General features: G+C 56.3%; 15 protein-coding genes. 13 read left to right on the top strand and 2 right to left on the bottom strand.

Features of this window, described 5'->3' with window-relative positions; all coding sequences use genetic code 11:
• The first annotated feature begins 211 nt into the window (after nt 1–211).
• Entirely contained in the window at nt 212–1,927 is a 1,716-nt protein-coding gene (locus GGQ99_RS11725) for a hypothetical protein (RefSeq protein ID WP_183262677.1), read from the top strand.
• Between the two features lie 26 nt (nt 1,928–1,953).
• On the opposite strand, the gene GGQ99_RS11720 is transcribed toward GGQ99_RS11725, so the two are convergent.
• On the bottom strand, nt 1,954–2,982 hold the full coding sequence (locus GGQ99_RS11720) for a putative phage abortive infection protein (RefSeq protein ID WP_183262676.1): 1,029 nt from the start codon (nt 2,980–2,982) through the stop codon (nt 1,954–1,956).
• Between the two features lie 289 nt (nt 2,983–3,271).
• On the opposite strand from GGQ99_RS11720, the gene GGQ99_RS11715 reads away from it, so the two are divergent.
• From GGQ99_RS11715 to GGQ99_RS11690, 6 genes are all read left to right on the top strand, one after another.
• A complete protein-coding gene (locus GGQ99_RS11715) occupies nt 3,272–4,288 on the top strand; it encodes an isocitrate lyase/PEP mutase family protein (protein ID WP_183262675.1) in 1,017 nt (338 codons plus the stop codon).
• A 164-nt stretch (nt 4,289–4,452) separates the two neighbouring features.
• The gene (locus GGQ99_RS11710; RefSeq protein WP_183262674.1) at nt 4,453–5,253 is read left to right on the top strand and encodes an IclR family transcriptional regulator; all 801 of its coding nucleotides are present in this window, start codon (nt 4,453–4,455) and stop codon (nt 5,251–5,253) included.
• Between the two features lie 320 nt (nt 5,254–5,573).
• The gene (locus GGQ99_RS11705; RefSeq protein WP_183262673.1) at nt 5,574–6,503 is read left to right on the top strand and encodes an isocitrate lyase/PEP mutase family protein; all 930 of its coding nucleotides are present in this window, start codon (nt 5,574–5,576) and stop codon (nt 6,501–6,503) included.
• A gap of 5 nt (nt 6,504–6,508) precedes the next feature.
• The gene (locus tag GGQ99_RS11700; RefSeq protein WP_183262672.1) at nt 6,509–7,228 is read left to right on the top strand and encodes an HpcH/HpaI aldolase family protein; all 720 of its coding nucleotides are present in this window, start codon (nt 6,509–6,511) and stop codon (nt 7,226–7,228) included.
• Nucleotides 7,225–7,980 carry an HpcH/HpaI aldolase family protein gene (locus GGQ99_RS11695; RefSeq protein ID WP_183262671.1) on the top strand — a complete coding sequence of 252 codons (756 nt, stop codon included), beginning with the start codon at nt 7,225–7,227 and terminating at the stop codon, nt 7,978–7,980. The genes GGQ99_RS11700 and GGQ99_RS11695 overlap by 4 nt, the downstream gene beginning before the upstream one ends.
• Before the next feature lie 28 nt (nt 7,981–8,008).
• Nucleotides 8,009–9,625, top strand: a complete 1,617-nt coding sequence (locus GGQ99_RS11690; RefSeq protein WP_183262670.1) for an ABC transporter substrate-binding protein — start codon at nt 8,009–8,011, stop codon at nt 9,623–9,625.
• 65 nt (nt 9,626–9,690) lie between these two features.
• Here the strand turns inward: GGQ99_RS11690 and gcvA are convergent, their stop codons facing one another.
• Nucleotides 9,691–10,608 (bottom strand): transcriptional regulator GcvA, encoded by a 918-nt coding sequence (gcvA, locus tag GGQ99_RS11685; RefSeq protein WP_183262669.1) that lies wholly within the window; start codon nt 10,606–10,608, stop codon nt 9,691–9,693.
• Nucleotides 10,609–11,029: 421 nt separating this feature from the next.
• Between gcvA and GGQ99_RS11680 the strand changes: the two genes are divergently transcribed.
• From GGQ99_RS11680 to GGQ99_RS11655, 6 genes are all read left to right on the top strand, one after another.
• A complete protein-coding gene (locus GGQ99_RS11680) occupies nt 11,030–11,803 on the top strand; it encodes an aldolase/citrate lyase family protein (protein WP_183262668.1) in 774 nt (257 codons plus the stop codon).
• A 69-nt stretch (nt 11,804–11,872) separates the two neighbouring features.
• Nucleotides 11,873–12,838: an ABC transporter permease gene (locus tag GGQ99_RS11675; RefSeq protein WP_183262667.1), complete on the top strand. Its 966-nt coding sequence runs from the start codon at nt 11,873–11,875 to the stop codon at nt 12,836–12,838.
• A gap of 9 nt (nt 12,839–12,847) precedes the next feature.
• Nucleotides 12,848–13,741 (top strand): ABC transporter permease, encoded by an 894-nt coding sequence (locus tag GGQ99_RS11670; RefSeq protein WP_183262666.1) that lies wholly within the window; start codon nt 12,848–12,850, stop codon nt 13,739–13,741.
• Between the two features lie 55 nt (nt 13,742–13,796).
• The gene (locus GGQ99_RS11665; RefSeq protein ID WP_183262665.1) at nt 13,797–15,035 is read left to right on the top strand and encodes an MFS transporter; all 1,239 of its coding nucleotides are present in this window, start codon (nt 13,797–13,799) and stop codon (nt 15,033–15,035) included.
• 21 nt (nt 15,036–15,056) lie between these two features.
• On the top strand, nt 15,057–16,085 hold the full coding sequence (locus tag GGQ99_RS11660) for an ABC transporter ATP-binding protein (RefSeq protein ID WP_183262664.1): 1,029 nt from the start codon (nt 15,057–15,059) through the stop codon (nt 16,083–16,085).
• A gap of 50 nt (nt 16,086–16,135) precedes the next feature.
• A complete protein-coding gene (locus GGQ99_RS11655; protein WP_183262854.1) occupies nt 16,136–17,215 on the top strand; it encodes an ABC transporter ATP-binding protein in 1,080 nt (359 codons plus the stop codon).
• Nucleotides 17,216–17,378 lie beyond the last annotated feature (163 nt).

Raw genomic sequence — 17,378 nt, 5'->3', positions numbered from 1 at the left:
CGCCGACGCGTCTCGCCCTTCGCGCGAGGTCATATGTGCCCGCAGCGACTTCATTGCTGGGGTTTAGGATAGGGTGTCCCTGGCTATGTGATCGTTTCCGTCCGACTTGGATGTAGCGCCGAGTTGTGAAGGCAGTGAAGTTCGTAGACGATATCGCGTATCGATTGATTTCAGTATAACCGGACGCGAAGTGCGGGGACGCGAGTCTGTAATGTCAGATTACGAAAAGTGGTTGAGACGCGTGCGCGAGCGTGCCGATGCGCTTAGGGAGCACATGGGCCATGCAACAAATGCTCCTATCGATGACCATATCGATCGCTCAACCCTTGAAGGGCTCATCGACACTTTTAGCGTCTCGCCCGACTCTGCCACCCAGGAGGATGTTGCGCGGATCTATATTGTTCGCGAAGGATTTCGTGCACTGTTGGATCGAGTTCATGACTTGGATGAATTCGCCGAATTCTCGGTCAGGCAGTTGTCCGGGGCGCTGGACAGCCTCTACGTGGAAGCTGATGCGCTTCTAAGGAGTAGAGATGAGTTTGTCCAAGGTGCGGGCAGGCTCGTTGATCATCAAAAGATGTCTAACAGGCTGCCAATCTCAGCGGGCGGCTCGATTGGGCAAACGCTCGTCAAGGCTTCAGAGGAGGTCATTAGTTCTGCTGTGATTAGCCGTAACGCGATTGCTATGACAATTCTGCATAGCAATCAGGTAGATGCGTTGAATGAGCTGAAAGTGAGCATTCAGCGGCTGAGTGCAACGGCATTTGCTATTAAAGTGTTGTTGAATTCTAGCGTCGTGTACGACGCCACGATCAAGTTTCTCAACGAGGGTGCGGACAGAGTTCTAACCGATATCAAAGAGATCGCAGCGGCACTGCAAGAAACGTTCGCATCGAAGCAGGACCTCGAAAAGGCCGTCGGAGAGGTAGTGAATTCGGGCACTCGTTTCGTCAAGCTTGTTGGGCGGCTAATCTCAAACGGCCTTGAGAATGATGCTGGACATCGGGAAGTCGTTCTCACATTGCGAAATGCATACAAGACGCGAACCCTTCTCTCCAGCGTTGCTGCGCAAACGGGGTTATGGTTGGGAGGCCGAGGCGGCGTGGGCGTTACCGTTCAGGCAAGTGGTCAATTGCAGGCCGAGCGAATTGACGTAGGCGCTGACATCCTCTCGGCCGCCTTTCTGAAAGACGGGCGCCTCGCATTCGGTACTAATGAAGGTCTTATGGTGTGGGCCCCTCGAAGCAAGTCGATCCCACTCAAACGTTCGCTGATGTCTGACAATTTCGTTGCGATTTGCGTTCAAGAATACCAACACAACGAAACGATTGTCGCTGCGTCCAGAGATGGCAGGTTACGGCGGTATTGGATGCCGGCTGGTGACCTGCAGCAACTCCGCGAAGAAAGGACAGTCCAGAGCGATATTAGGGATAAGGTAGGCCAAAGAATTAAGGCGATATTCGACTACAGGGACCGTCTTGTTGTTGCGGTAGATAACAGGCTGACTGTTCTACACAAGTCATTTGAGATGGACTGGGAGGTGTCGTTCCCGCAGCAAGTCCAGGCAGCATGCGTGCTTAACTCGGGCCATATCGTCGTGGTCGGTAAAGGAATGGTGGCCCTGGTAAACTTCGTAGATGGCCAGTTTACCCAGGGGCATGGTGTTCCTGATCAAGCGGAGTATGTCGCAGTATGCAGGCTCAGTGACAGCCTAATTGCAGTCGCAAACAGTCATGGAAAGGTGCGAGCCATTGATATTTCAAATGGAGGCGAGCTTGGCGAGCTCTCCCTGGACTTCGAAGTAAGGGGACTCGCTGCCGTCGGAAAGTTGCTGGTGGCGTATGGTGGAAACTGGCATCGAGAGGGAAAGGCCTTGGCTATCGTGCTGTGGGACGACAAGCTAGACGGCAATATCGTAGCTGCCTAGGCACCTGATTTTCTGTCCGCGAATCCTTAGAGTTTGATCTCCTGAATAACCGTGTCGGCGTGATCAGAACTTGCCTCATGGTAAGCTGACTCATTGAAGAACAACTTGTGCTCAGGCTTAAATTCCATATTCGGCGGAAAGTTATTTAGTAGCGTATACTGCTCGACATATCGTTTGAAGTCCTCACCGTAATTGGTAAGGCAATTGTAGAAGATCATTAGTAGCTCAAAATCAGACAACTGTGCCCGTAGGAGCTTCATATAGCGCCTCTTATCTGGCGTAGTGTCATCGGCTGGAGGCGCGTTCTCGTCGATAAAGCGTACAACATTGAATAGATATCGAAAGTAGTGCCCAAGATCACCCTGGTGTTTGAGCCAAAAATGAGAGTATGACTGATTGATTTTCTCGACCTCATCTAGGTCGTTGTCACTCGCATAGTTGTCGTAAAACTGATGCAGCTCATTCGTAAAAAATTGAAAGCAGTCGCGCGATTTATACTCTTGATTGGTGGCTTTGAGTCTATATTTATTAGGAGCTTGGCTTGATTTGTCCGAGTATCTGCTGCCGCGCACGTCCATGGAGTTTACAATCGTATTGTGCACCGTAAGCATCTGGAAAAAAGTGGCCTCGAAGCTTTGCCGTTGCTGGGCTGCCATTTGCTTCTTTTGAACAAATTCAAGTTCCTTGGCATCTTTCCGCGCTTCACGAATCTCGTGTTGTTGCAGAACTATCGTCACAAGAAGTCCGAGGAAAGTAAGAAACGTGAGAAACGGATTCAGTACGCCGCCGATGAAGTCGCCAAACGTGCCAGGTGCCCAATTGTCGGTAAATTTGAGATCAGAAGTAAATAGCAATACGGCAGCTATGAAAATGGTCAGAGCGAATACGAGTGCGGCGAATAAAATCTTGTAGAAACTGCCTGCTGTGTCGCCTTTTTCTGGGTCAATGAGTTGCTCAAACCATGTTTGCCCGACGATCTTGTCGCTTCTCAACCACAAGAAGATAAAGACAAGTACGCATGCCAGTACGACTAAAAAGGTTTGCTGCGCGCTCATTCATCCCTGCCCGCGCTGACGGCGGCCCCCACTGTTGCGCAGTGAGGCCGTATTACCGTTAGTTAGTCAAGATGCAACGATTGCCATCCGCACCCGTGACGAGACAAGCATTCATATAGTGACGCAGGCGTTGAGCATGTCGGCAAGTTCGAGGAATGGATCTCCCTGTTCAAGGTGGTCGCATATTCCCTTGTTCATCGACTGCCTTACGAGAACTCACGTCGACCAGAATAATTGTGGTTTGCTCGCTCGCTTTGCCCGTCGCACAGAAAGACATCCATGAGGTCGCATGTCGGCTTCGGCAGTTGTCTCAGGCCATGCAGGGTTCGATATGCGAGAGAAGACATCCACTGTTCTGCGGAGACTGATTGAAGCCGACGAAATCCTGCTCCGCCCTGGCATCGCCATTGCCATCCACGCGCAGATCGCGGAAGCCCAGGGCTTCAAGGCCGTGGGCCTTTCTGGCGCGAACATGGCCGCGCATGTACTTGGGCTACCGGATGCAGGGTTGATCACCCAGTCAGAGGTGGTCGAGAACGCTAGACGCGTCTGTAATGCCGTCAGAATTCCGGTCATCGTCGACTGCGACACCGGGTTTGGCAACGCGATCAACGTTCGGCGGACTGTGAAGGATGTCATCCAGGCAGGTGCCGCGGGCATGTTCTTTGAGGATCAGGTCGCACCGAAACGTTGCGGCTTTGTGAAGGGCAAGGAACTCATCAGCATTGATGAGGCCGTGGGGAAGTATCGCGCTGCGGTGGATATGCGTGATGAACTCGACCCGGATTTCGTCGTGATCGCTCGGACCGACGCACGAACGGCAGTAGACGGGAGCATGGACGAAGTCATTCGCCGCGCGCGCGCCTACAAGGCTGCTGGCGTGGACATGATCTATGTCGAGGCTCTGCAGACAATTGACGAAATCAAGCTCGCAAGGGCCGAGATTGAGGGTCCCATCACGTGCACGTTCCGTGCGATCGATCCGGCTCCGTCCCTGCAGGACATGCAAGAGTGGGGTCTGTCGATGACGAGTGGAACCATGTTCTTCAAGGCCGGACTGGTTGCCATGTGGGACTTGCTCGAAGACATGAAGACCCGAGGCATGGATCCGTACAACGAATTCATGAGCAAGGTTAACGATCACCCGCTGGGCGGCTTCGGTGGCTTTGATCTGGCAGGGTTTCCGGAGGTCGTCGAGATGGAGAACAGGTATCTCTCCCCGGAGCAGCTGTCGAAGTACGACAAGACGATCGGGCTCTATGATCCGCGGGTGGGCCACCACGCTGCGGCGCGCCGCAAGGTCTAGGCGTTTATGAACGCCAGCCTCATTGTTCATTTTTCAAGCCGGGGACGGCAACGTTTCCAAGTTGGGCTCTAGACGAAAATAGTGGTACCTCGTATCCCGCAATGCCAATGTTCCGCTCCAAGGGCGAAGTGCCGGGGCGGCCGACAGTCGGGGTATCCATACGAATGCAAGAGAACAATGGCCGGAACAGCTACCAGGTCCAAGCTGTTGATCGGGCCATTGATATTCTTCAGGCGTTTTCTGCAAGACAGCCGTTTCTTTCGCTTGCCGAGATCGCAGCCGCGACAAGTCTTTCCAAGGCCACGGCCTACAGAATTCTTTCCACCCTCCAAAACAGGGGGCTGATCGGCAAGCGTGCCGACAATGTCTACTATTGCCTCGGCTCTGAGATTTCGGCGCTTGCTGGCGTTCGTGCCAGGCATAGCGGCCTGATCGACGTCTGCATGCCCGAGATGCGCCGCATACGGGATGTTGTTGATGAGACGGTTTCCCTGGGGGCGCGGGTCGGGAATGAACGGGTTCAGTTGTATCAGCTTGAAGGGTTTCGGCTGCCCAAGCGAGGCTCCATGAGCGGCGAGAGGTCCCCGCTATATGCTGGGGCCTCGAACAAGCTCTTACTTTCGGCAATGTCCGACTCTGAACTCAGATCGTTTTTTGGGACGGTTCCACTTCTGGCTTTTACCGAGAGCACGATTGTCGACCAGTCGCTGCTTTGGGAGGCGATCGACCAAATTAGAAAAGCGGGCTTTTCAGAAAGCGTATCGGAGAAATTTGTGGGCGGCGCGTCCCTTGCGACACCGATCTACAACGCCGAAGGGGATTTGGTGGCGGCTCTGAGTGTTTCGGTGCCAGTGGAGCGCTTTTCAGCATCGCACAGGGAAAGATGCCTGGACGAGTTGCAGCAGGGTGCCAAGTCCATCTCGTCGGAGCTTGGATATCGTGCTGCCAGACCTATTGAACCCTGACCGCAGCAGGAAGCGGTAAACAGAAGCTGCCAGTCAGCAGCGTGCCAGTAGGCATGTCCGTAGCCCCCATCTTCTACCCCTAGTCGTGTCGACAGCGTTTCACCCGATGCCAATCGGCAACGCGCGTGCTTTTGTGTTGGTTTCATACAGTGAAACCAAAAAATCATTTTACGTATTTTAGAATCGTGTTATGAAATCAGTACTTCAAGATGAAGTGTGTTGATCGGGCGGGGCATCATGGCTCCTGACGATCAAATGCCTCCGCAGCGCATCGGCAGCTCCCCCAGGAAGAGTCGATCCCAGAAGGAAATCCGACAGAAATGACGACGAAGCCAACAATGTCTGCGCCAGCGAGAATGCGTTCACTGCTGAAGCGTGACCGACCAATTATGCGTATGTCAGTGGCCGATCCGATGACGGCCAGAATGGCCGAAAAGGCAGGCTTCGACAGTCTCGTTGTCGGTGGATACATGCTCGGGGCCTCGAGCTGCCTCACCGAGCCGATCATCGACATGAGCCAGAATCTTGAGGCCGCGCGACGCGTTCAAGCGTCGGTGGAAATCCCGGTTTCTGTCGACGCGGGAGCAGGCTACGGCGAGGCAATTCAGGTCTGGCACACGGTACGCCAGATGGAGGCGGCGGGTACTGCGGCAATTCAGTTGGAGGACCAAGTCTTCCCGAAAAGGGCCCACTATCACCGCGACTTCCAGGAGAACACGATCGAGCTCGACCATATGCTTGAAAAGATGGCGGCGGCTCGGGAAGCTCGAACCGATCCGGATTTTTGCATCTTCGCCCGCACCGATACGCTCAAGACACATGGCTACGACGAGGCAATTCGTCGAGCAAATGCGTTCATCGATGCCGGAGCCGATGCGATCATCCTGTTCCCGAACACGGTCGAGGAATTGCGTCGAGCGCCGAAGGACGTAAACGGACCGCTCACAGTACTCGTAAGCCATGGAAATCGAGTGGGAAGGCCAATCCTTCCCGCGCAGGAACTTGCGGATATGGGATACAAGATCATCTCCTATCCAATCACGACTGGCCTGGTCATGTACCGGGCGCTGATGCGCTGTTACGAGGACATCATCCGCGAAGGCGAGGCCGGGCTGGACCATGACGAGATGGTCGATGTCCGCCTGCAGCTCGAGACGACAATCGGGTTGCCCGAACTCTATGCGATCGAGGAGAGGACTACCGAAAAACCGGGATCTAAGATCCACGTAAACCGCCAAACTCTCGGCTGAGCGCGATGGCAAATCGCGTTCGAGAGCTAATCGAAAGTGGCCGCGTCGCTATTGGCGCTCACGCAAAGGTCCCGGCGACCGCAACGGTCGAGATAGCTGCTGCGGCCGGGCTCGATTTCGTCCGCTTCGATCCCTATCACTGGCCCTACGATCACGAGACCTTGGCAGCGATGACCCGGGCGGCAGTCGCCAAGGGGATAACACCTTGGGTGCGCTGTTCGGTCGATGCCGACACCATCAGACAGATGCTCGAACTCGGGATCAGAGGCTTTACGTTCCCGTGCGTCTCCACGCGAGCGCAGGCTGAATCGATAGTCGCTGCAGTCGATCAGTTTGTGTCGGCTTCGGGCGTTGAACGTCGCGAAATACTCGTAGGGTGCGCGATCGAGAACAAGAGTGGCCTCGAAAGCTTCGAAGCCATTCTTGGGCTAGACGGAGTGGACATCATGTCCACCGGACCATCGGACCTCGCGTTCGCGCTCGGCGAGACCGACAACACAAAACCCATCGTGCAAGAAGCCTATGCTCGAATTCTCGAGACAGCGATCGCCGCAAACAAGCACGTGTACCTGTCAACACGGGCATCCCGGAACGAATGGGGTAAAGCGCGGCAATGGATCGCCAAGGGCGCGAGGGTTCTCATCATCGAGGAGGAGTACCGGGTCCTGATGAAGACGCTCACAAATCCACACACCTGGACTCCTTGTGAGGGCATCACCCAATGATTTCAGCGCTGAAGCCAAAGATCGCCCCATATTCGCTCTTCGACCGATTGGCGCTGGCAGAACATGACGGTACCTCGTTCCGAGGGCTCGTACTTGAGATCCCATCTGCCGCCGCGGTAGAGATATCAGGCATCGGCGGATGTGACCTTGTGGTGATCGAAGATACCCATGCGGACGCATCCCGCCAGCGCATCGATGAGATGGTTCGGGCCGCCTATTCACATAGCTTATGTGCGCTGGTCGCGAGCGAGGCGGACCCTTGGACTGTGATGACCCGTCTGGACACGGGAGCCCAGGGAGTTGTCCTCAAAGGCATCCGGAGCGTCCAGCATGCGATCGCAGCGATCGAGGGCGCGTTTTTCCCACCCCACGGGCACCGCGAGGCCAACAAGCCTCTCAGATTTCAGTTCATGTCGATGACAGAATTCGTGGAGTGGACGGCACGAAACGTCTTCGTCTGCATAGCTGTCGACAGTGAAAAGGTGCTCGGGAACGTAGAAGATCTCGCCGCTCTCGAAACCGTACATGGACTTCTCGCACTTCCGGGGCTGATGGGGTGTCCCTCGTGGTCGTCCGCTGAGCTTTCGCGCGTCGCGAGCGCGGCAGCAATCCATGGCAAGAGGGCATTTCTGCCTTCGTCATTTGCGCCGGAACAACAGCATTCGATTGTCAAAATGGCTGGCTCCGATCGTGCCCTGCTGATCGATGCCTACCAATCAACCGCACAGTATTTGAGGGCAACACAAGAATAAGACCGTAACGCAATGAGTGGAGGAGAGAATGAAGTACGACGCGTTTTCGCGGCATCTGATCTCACGAAGGTCGATGCTCAAGGCGAGTGCCGGGCTACTTGCTTTTTCTGGGGCCAGCGCCAGTTTCGGCAGCCTGGTGATTGGGAATGCAAGCGCCAATGAAGGAAAGGTCGTCAACGTACGGCTTTCGAGCGATCCAAGTTCGTTCGACCCGATCGCAAACACTTCTTCCAATGCAATCGCCGTTATTTCGCCTTGCTACAGCACCTTGGTTGCCTACGATCAGGCAGACCCGAGCAAGATCGTGGGGGATCTCGCGACGGCCTGGGATGTGTCTCCCGACGGAAAAGAATATGCGTTCAACCTCGTCGAAGGTGCCGTGTTTCACGACGGCAACCCGGTTACAGCGAACGACGTCAAGTTTACGTTCGATCTTGTCAGGAACCCGCCTGAGGGCATTTCAAGCGTTCGAAAGAACCTCTTTGGGCTTGTTGAGGCAATCGAGGTCGACGGCAGTCATCGGGTAGTCTTCAAGCTTTCCCGCGCCGCGCCTGCTTTCCTGTCGACGCTCGCGTCTGCATGGATGGTTGTCCTGCCTAAGCACATCGGCGAGCAGGAACCGAAGAGCTTCAAGGACAAGATAGTTGGTTCCGGGCCCTTCAAATTTGATCGCTATACTCGCGGTGTCAGTCTGTCGCTCGTCAGGAATCCGGAGTTCTACGTCAAGGACAGCCCGCGTCTCGATGGGATTACCTTCTTCATCGTCCCTGACGACGGAACCAGCTATGCGAACCTGGTGAATGGGCAGCTCGATATCTACAGCGAAATCAGCGGCGAACAAAAAGCCGAAACAGAAGCAAAGTATGGCGACCGCATCGCCGTTCTGGAAGCATCGAGCCTCTCCGGAGACGGCATCAGTCTCAACACGAGGGCCAAGCCGTTCGATGATATTCGGGTTCGCGAGGCCATCAGCCTCGCACTCGATCGAGAGGCTGCCGTTCAAGTAGCCACCAGGGGGTTTGCGAGCGTCGGTGGATTCATGCCTCCGGGACCATGGGAACTTCCTTCCCAGGAACTTACCGCGATCTCGGGTTACGGTCCCGACATGGCGGCACGACGCGAGAAGGCGCTTCAACTCTTGTCAGAGGCTGGGTATCCTGAAGGCTTGACCGTGAAGCTGTTGGCGCGAAAAGGCACATCAACACACGAAGCGCGTGCTCTGTTCGTCAAGGATCAACTGGCCCTTGTCGGTGTGCGAGTTGCGGTCGATTTGAAGGAAAGCGCTACCTATTTCGAGCAGATCAATGAGCACAACTTCGAAATTGCAACGACTCAAATCGGCGGGCTCGGCAACGATCCTGACTTGATTTTCGGCGAGTATCACCGAGCCAAAGGGTCGCTGAACTATTCTGGAGTGGCAGACAACGCGGTAGACGAACTATTCGATCGGCAATCGGTCGATCCGGACAAGACATCGCGGAAGGCGCTAGTCGATCAGATGAATGCCGCAGCCCTCAGTGATTTCGCCTTTCTGCTCTTCTTCTGGAAAAAGGACTTCTTTGCGCATTCGAAGCGTCTGAATGGGGTCTATCTCCATTCACAGGCCGACAACAACAGGAAGCTCCAGGAAGCCTGGATATCGTAGAACAACCAAACGCTGGGCGACCGAACGCTTCGCCCAGCGTCACTGTGCGTGGCAGAGGCAGCAAGTCAGGATTTCAGCGTCTTCGTCGCGGGACGGTGATGCCAAGGCTCGTTTGCCTCTTTCAGCAGCCAGTTCCTGAACTCGATGACTTTTCGAGGATACCGTACCGCGGTCGGATAGATCAAATAGAAGGCTCCCTCGAGCCTGACGCTATGTTCGAAGGGTGTCACAAGCCGTCCCGACTTGACATCCGGTTCCAGAAACTCGCGTCGGCCGATTGCAACCCCAAGTCCTTCCACCGCAGCCCGATATGCGAGGCCGTCGCCTTGAAGCGTGATCTTACGGCTAATCGTGAAGTCCTCGACCCCGGCGGACCTCAGCCACATATCCCAATCGTCCATTCGCGTCGCGGTAAAGAGAAGGGGGTGCTTGAGCAAGTCTGCGGGGGTTTGAATAGGGCCGTGTGCTTCGAGATACTCCGGACTGCATACAGGAACGATGCTGTTTCCCATCAAATAGTGAGATTCCCACGGATCCCACGGCCCCGTCCCGAACCGGATTGCCAAGTCGATGTCCGAAGGGAGGGGCTCGTCGGAGCGTCCTCCAGCGAGCCGCACCTCCTGCGCGGGATGCAACTCTTGAAAGATGGTCAGCCTCGGGACGAGCCATTGCCGCATGAAGAGCCGCGAGCACCAAACGTTCAGTGGCCCATCACGCTTTTGGGAAAGCAGTTCTTTGGTGCTCTTTTCGATGAGCAGGAATGCGGCCCGCATGGATTCGTAGTAGGCCTTTGCTTCCGGTGTCGGTTCGATGCCGTTGTGTACCCGGACGAACAGGGGAAATCCGAGATAGTCCTCCAGCGCCTTGACCTGGCGGCTGATAGCCCCCGGCGTGACGTTCATTTCTTGAGCCGCATCCTGAAAGCTCTGATGCCTAGCCGCAGCTTCGAAGGCCTTGAGTGGGTTGAGCGGAGGTAATCTCATGTGCCCGAAATCCCTGTAGGTATCGGCAACTAATACGCACAAAAATCAGGCGGACGCAGCCGAAAAAGGAGGCGAAGCCATGAGAAATTGTAAAGCCAGTTAGCAGTTTTGTCGTTTGCCTGCATGGCCCGTCTGCCCGATACGTCGGTGCAGAAGGCAGCGCATTGCGCCCTTCGCCATGGAGCCTGATTGAGGGCTTTCGCTGAGGAGAGCGAAGCCCAACCGTAGGTCAGAATCCTGGAACGTGGAGGAGTTTACAGCAACAGTTTTCAGGCGGTCGGCTCATTTCGTCGCGTAGCGGCACTGGTCCGGCCATTTGTGAGGTGAGGCGCGTCAGTGCGCCACTAGCTTCGGCAAGCATGGCTCAGCGCTAGGCATCGCCGGGATGACAACCCATTGAACCTTCGTCAAGGAGACGACAGTGCTATCGAAAAACCGCGTTAAGCAAAATTACCGGGCAGAAAAGTCCTCCTTCGGCGTGCACGTGAAAGTTCCAGCCCCAGCGCTGGTGGATGTGGCAGCCAATGTTGGTTCTGACTTCGTGAAGTTTGACCAATATCACTCACCGTTCGGGTACGAGGCCTTTTACGCTATGGTTGCTGCGGCCCGAGCGGGCGGAATGACTCCGTGGGTGCGCTGTCGCAATGACGCGTACGAGATCATGACGATGCTGGATATGGGCATTGAAGGGATTACAGTGCCGAACTGCGGCTCCGCTGACGAAGCGCGGGCTGTCGTGGCCGCAACACGCTACTTTCCGAAGGGAGTTCGGGAGTCGAACCGACCAGTCTCTCGGCGTGGCCACTCGGACAAGGACTACTTCGAATGGGCCGAAAGCGAAATCCTGGTCTGCGTGTCGATTGAAAACAAGGCTGGCCTCGAGAACTACAAAGAGATCGTCAAGGTAGAAGGTGTCGACGTCATCGCCACCGGGCGGGGCGACATTTCCCTGGCGTTGGGAGTGCCCACTGATCGCGACAACCAGCCTGAGGTGATTGAGACTCAGAAGCGCGTGCTCTTCGCTGCGCTCGATGCTGGCAAGCAAGTGTCGATGACTTACCCATGCACGCCAAAGGGCATGGAAGAGGCCGCATGGTGGCAGGAAAAAGGTGTGCGGATCCTCACCATGGAAACCGAACATCGTGTTTTGGCGCGTTCCTACGCAGCCGCGTTTAACCAGCTGAAGAGCGCCTGAACAGGATGATCGCAGATCGATTGGTTTATTCGATGATGTCGAGTGTCAAACGGCTGATGGAACATTGAAATGGGTACTTATGCTGCGCGAAGATTGATCAGTCTATTGCCGATTGTTTTCGGCATTTCGATCGTCGTTTTCCTGATCATGCGAATGCTGCCAGGCGATGTCGCCGCAATGATCTTGATGGGCGGCGACGAGGAAGGAAATTCGGGTGCAAGCCGCGAGGCCATTGAAGCGTTGCGGGTTCAACTCGGCTTGGATGTGCCGCTTTGGCAGCAGTACTTCAGCTGGATCGGTGGCCTCTTGCAGCTTGATGCGGGCAATTCTCTTTGGAGCGGCCGCCCTGTCTTCGACGAAATCCTCCAACGCCTGCCCCTTACGATCGAACTGGCGTTGCTCGCCTTGGTGATATCGCTGACTGTTGCGGTGCCGCTCGGGATCCTCTCGGCGCTGAAGCAGGACACCTGGATCGACTACGTCTTTAGGGGCGTGAGCATTGGCGGCTTGGCGCTTCCGAGCTTCTGGCTGGGCACCCTGGTCATTCTGGGGCTGACGGTGTGGTTCAACTGGACACCGCCACTTGGCTACGTGTCGTTCACCCAAGATCCTTGGATAAACCTGCAGCAACTGTTCTGGCCAGCATTGGTGATCGGCTACTCGAATGCCGCCATCATCAGTCGCATGACGCGGTCGGCGATGCTCGAAGTCCTACGTGAGGATTACGTGCGCACGGCTTGGGCAAAGGGCTTGAATCTACGCTCTATCCTAACAGTCCATGCGCTCCGCAATGCCCTGCTTCCCGTCATTACCCTGGCGGCAATCGAACTCGGCAATCTCCTGAGCGGAACTGTGGTGATGGAGACCATCTTCACGCTGCCGGGCATCGGCCGCTACCTCGTCGATGCAATCTTCCACCGCGACTACCCGGTTGTTCAGACGATCATCGTGCTCATGGGCATCCTTTTCGTCGTGCTCAATCTGCTCACCGACCTTCTTTACGGGGTCCTCGATCCCCGCATCCGCTACGAATAGGAGCGCGCGATGACTGCTGTTTCGGACACTTCTGCCGCAACGAGGTCTCCTCGAAAGAAGAGCCGTCTGGCCAAGACCTTATCCTTGATGCGCAAGAAGCCACTCGGTGCCATCGGAGGTGTGATCATTCTTGTGTTCTGCCTGGTTGCGTTGTTTGCGCCCTGGCTTGCGCCGTTTGATCCACTAAAGATCGACTCATCTAACCTGCTCACTCCGCCGAATGCCTCGAACTGGTTCGGTACAGACGAGTTCGGGCGCGACATCCTCAGCCGCTTGATCTGGGGCGCTCGCATCTCGCTGTTCGTCGGCTTGTCTGCGGTATTGCTGGGAACCACCACGGGATCTGTTCTCGGTCTGATCAGTGGTTATTTCGGCGGCAAGCTCGACTCCCTGATTCAGCGAGTTATGGACACCCTGATGGCATTCCCCATGCTTGTCCTCGCGCTTGCAATGGTAGCCGCACTGGGTTCCAGCGTTCGAAATGTGATCATCGCTCTCGCGGTGGTCATCATGCCCAACGCAGCCCGCGTGATCAGGTCTAGCGCCCTGACCGTTCGAGAGAAGCCATTCGTAGAAGCCGCACACAATCTCGGGCTTTCAACCTGGCGGATCCTGTTCCGTCATGTGCTGCCCAACTGCGTGGCTCCATTCATCATCCTTGCCACTGCAGGGCTCGGCAGCGCGATTCTGTCGGAAGCGTCGTTGAGTTTCCTGGGCCTCGGTACCCCGCCACCCGAACCTTCTTGGGGCGCGATGCTGTCGGGCAAGACTCAACGTTACATGACTGAAGCTCCGTGGCTGGCAATCTTCCCGGGCTTGGCGATCACCTTGGTGGTTTTTGGCTTCAACTTCCTTGGGGACGCTTTGCGCGACATTCTCGATCCTAAGTTGCGTTCGCGTTGAGTGGTGAAACCCTTGTCTGAGGAGTCCATCGATATGCAGGGGAGCAGTTTATACCATGCAGCCATTCTTTCGAGGGCCGGGTCGACTGCGCTTTCTCGCGTCGCTGAGGCATCGCAACTATCGACTGCTTTGGGTAGGAACGCTCATCTCGCATACGGGAGACTGGCTGGATCAGATTGCTCTGAATTGGCTGGTGCTCGAGCAGACAGGTTCGGTCTTCTACCTCGGCATCGTCAATCTTTGTCGCGGCCTGCCCATATTGCTCTGCACTCTAATAGGTGGGGCGGTGGCCGATCGTATGGAACGGCGCAAGCTGATGATGATTACACAGACCACCTCCATGGTCTTGGCATCGGTCTTGGCCGCCATGGTTCTCTCCGGTCATGCTCCGCTTTGGGGGATTCTCGTCATTGCGACCATGAGAGGCATGGTCATCTCCTTCAATCTACCTGCGCGGCATTCGTTGATCTCGGATCTGGTGCCGAGGGAGGATTTGCCGAATGCGGTCGCGCTGAACTCCATGACGATGAACCTTACCAAGGTCATCGGGCCACTTCTTTCGGGGCTTATCATCGCGTTTTTCGGGACCGCCGTCTGCTTCGTTATCAACGCAATCAGCTTTCTCGCAGTTTTGGTCACCCTGGCCGCAATGCGATTTCCGCCTTCGATGAAGCTACCACCGAATCCGGAGAGTCTGGCAGCGAGCATAGCCTCCGGTCTCCGCTTCGTCGGGGGGAATACGGTAATTCTGCTCCTGGTCTTGATCTCGGTAGTGCCGACGTTCTTTGGGCAACCGTACATCAATCTCCTGGCTGTCTTTGCCTACCAGGTCTTTCAATCGGGTCCGGTCGGTCTCGGTGTCCTCACTGCGTCCGCGGCGTTTGGCTCAGTGCTGGGAGCTTTGCTGATGGCCAACTTCGCTGGGCTTCTTCAGCGCGGCGCGATCATGCTGAGCTTGCTAGTCGGTTTCGGCGTGGCTTTGGGAGTGTTCGCACTGAATCCTTACGAGTTCGCTGCTCCGATGATCCTGCTGTTCGCAGGCGCGCTATTCATGAGCTACAACGCAACGCACGCCACTTTGCTGCAGCTTACCGTCCCAGACGAATACCGCGGGCGAGTTCTGAGCACGTTGTTTCTGAATCGTGGCCTCGTTTCGATGGGCACGGCGGCATCGGCGACAGTTGCTTCGCTGCTCGGACCTCGAGTGGCTTTCCTAATCATGGCCGGATCGATCGTGGTCTTCGGGCTGGCGCTGCTTTCGTTTGCGCCGTCCATCCGGCGGCTGCGCGTGTAACGCGCCACAAGGGATGCATCAATGACTAACCTCCTGGAAGTACGAAATCTGACCGTCGAATTTCGCCTGGAAAAGGGAGTTGTTCGCGCAGTCGATGATGTCTCGTTCACACTGAAGCGTGGCGAAACGCTTGGCATCGTTGGGGAAAGCGGGTCCGGCAAGAGCGTCACCTCGCTCGCAGTCATGCGGCTCATACCCAATCCTCCAGGGAGGATCGCTGGAGGCGAGATCATCTTCGACGGCAAGAATCTGCTGGATGCGACCGAAAAGGAGATGAGGCGCATCAGGGGCAAGCGCATTGCCATGATCTTTCAGGACCCGATGAGTTCGCTCAATCCGGTCTTGACGATTGGCCGCCAGATCACGGAGTCGCTCAAGCTTCACATGGATATGGGCGGCCGCGCGGCTGAGCTTCGTGCCACGGAACTGCTTGACCTCGTCGGAATCCCGAGCGCCAAGAAGCGGCTGAAAGAGTTCCCGCACGAGTTTTCGGGCGGCATGCGGCAGCGGGTGATGATCGCCATGGCACTGGCATGCAATCCAGAGCTTCTGATTGCCGACGAACCGACAACTGCGCTGGATGTCACCATCCAGGCCCAGATTTTGGAACTCATCGGCCAGCTGCAGAAGGAACTGGGGACCGCCGTCATCATGATCACTCATGATCTCGGTGTGGTCGCCGGGATGGCCGACCGCCTTCTCGTTATGTACGCAGGTCGGGTTGTTGAGGACGCGCCTACCGAGCCGCTCTTCGCAGACCCGCGGATGCCCTACACCATGGGCCTCCTGAACTCCATTCCCCGGCTCGATGAGAGGAAGGGCGCGGAACTGGTTCCTATTCCAGGACTGCCGCCGGATCTCACCCGGCTCGGCAAGGAATGCCCCTTCCATCCGCGGTGCCGTTTCGCGGTCAAAGGGGTTTGCGATGTGACCGTGCCGCCTCTGCGTCAGGTCGCGGAAGAGCATAAGGCGGCCTGTCTGTTCAACGTAGATGAACTGAAGGCGGCCGATGCGAATAGGTCGGCCGCCCTGATGGATCTGGTTCCATGACCGTCTACGACCGCCAACTCGCAAACGGAGCTGCCACGAAGGAAGCGACCATGAATAAGACTGTACCCGTAGCTTCAGATGCACCTCGGCCGCTGGTTGAAGTCGACGACCTCAAGGTCCATTTCCCGCTTCGTGGCGGGATTCTAGGGCGGCCAACCGGGGAAGCAATCAAAGCCGTCGATGGCGTGTCGTTCACGATTTTCGAGGGCGAAACCTTGGGGCTGGTCGGCGAAAGTGGCTGCGGCAAGTCTACCACAGGCCGCGCCATCCTCCAGTTGAGGCGACCGACGGGCGGCCACGTACGTTTCGAAGGCAAGGACCTGGTCCAGGCCTCGGACGACGAAATGCGCGCTATGCGCAGGCATATGCAGCTGATCTATCAGGATCCGTATTCTTCGCTCAATCCACGAATGAGCGTTGGAGATATGATCGCCGAGCCAATCAGGGTCCATGGTCTCCGCGTAGGATCAGTGGCGGTCAAGGATCGGGTGCAGGAACTGCTTGAGCTGGTTGGGCTGTCTCCGGACTTCGCGGAGCGGTTTCCTCACGAGTTCTCCGGTGGCCAACGCCAGCGCGTTGGCATCGCCCGTGCTCTTGCAATGGAGCCGAAATTCCTGGTCTGCGACGAACCAGTGTCAGCGCTCGACGTTTCGATCCAGGCTCAGGTCATCAACCTGATGGAGCGCCTTCAAGACCGCCTGGGGCTGACGTATCTCTTCATCGCCCACGGCCTAGCCGTCGTGAAGCATATCAGCGATCGCATCGCCGTTATGTACCTCGGCAAGGTCGTGGAGTTGGCAAAAGCATCAGAACTTTATACCTCGCCCAAGCACCCCTATACCCGTTCGCTCCTGTCGGCTGTGCCGATACCCGATCCCAAGGTCGAGAAGAGCCGCAAGCGGATTATCCTTCAGGGTGACGTGCCGAGCCCGCTAAACCCTCCGGCCGGATGTCGGTTCCACACCCGATGTCCAATGGCAGTGCCAAAATGCGCCGCACAGGAACCGCCGTTCGTGGACACCGGGTCTGGCCATTTTGCGGCATGTTGGCGGTCGGACGAAATCCAGCAAATGGACGTGATCGCTGAAAGCAAACCGAACATGCTTGGAGGCCCGCACCCGATTGTTTGACCGGGGTGAAAGAAGCGATCCCTTGCGGAGTATCGCTGTGCGACCCGCCAGGACCTGCATAGCAGAAGATTCGAAACGCTTTTCATAGCGTCAACAACACGAAGCTCGCCTTGTCCTTGCTTGCGCAGGGTCGATGGCGCATGCCCAAAAAGGAGATATCAGA

The organism is Aminobacter niigataensis (genome assembly GCF_014200015.1).
Taxonomy (GTDB): domain Bacteria; phylum Pseudomonadota; class Alphaproteobacteria; order Rhizobiales; family Rhizobiaceae; genus Aminobacter; species Aminobacter niigataensis.
The sequence above is the reverse complement of the archived record's forward strand: the minus strand, read 5'-3'. Positions and strand labels throughout refer to the sequence as shown.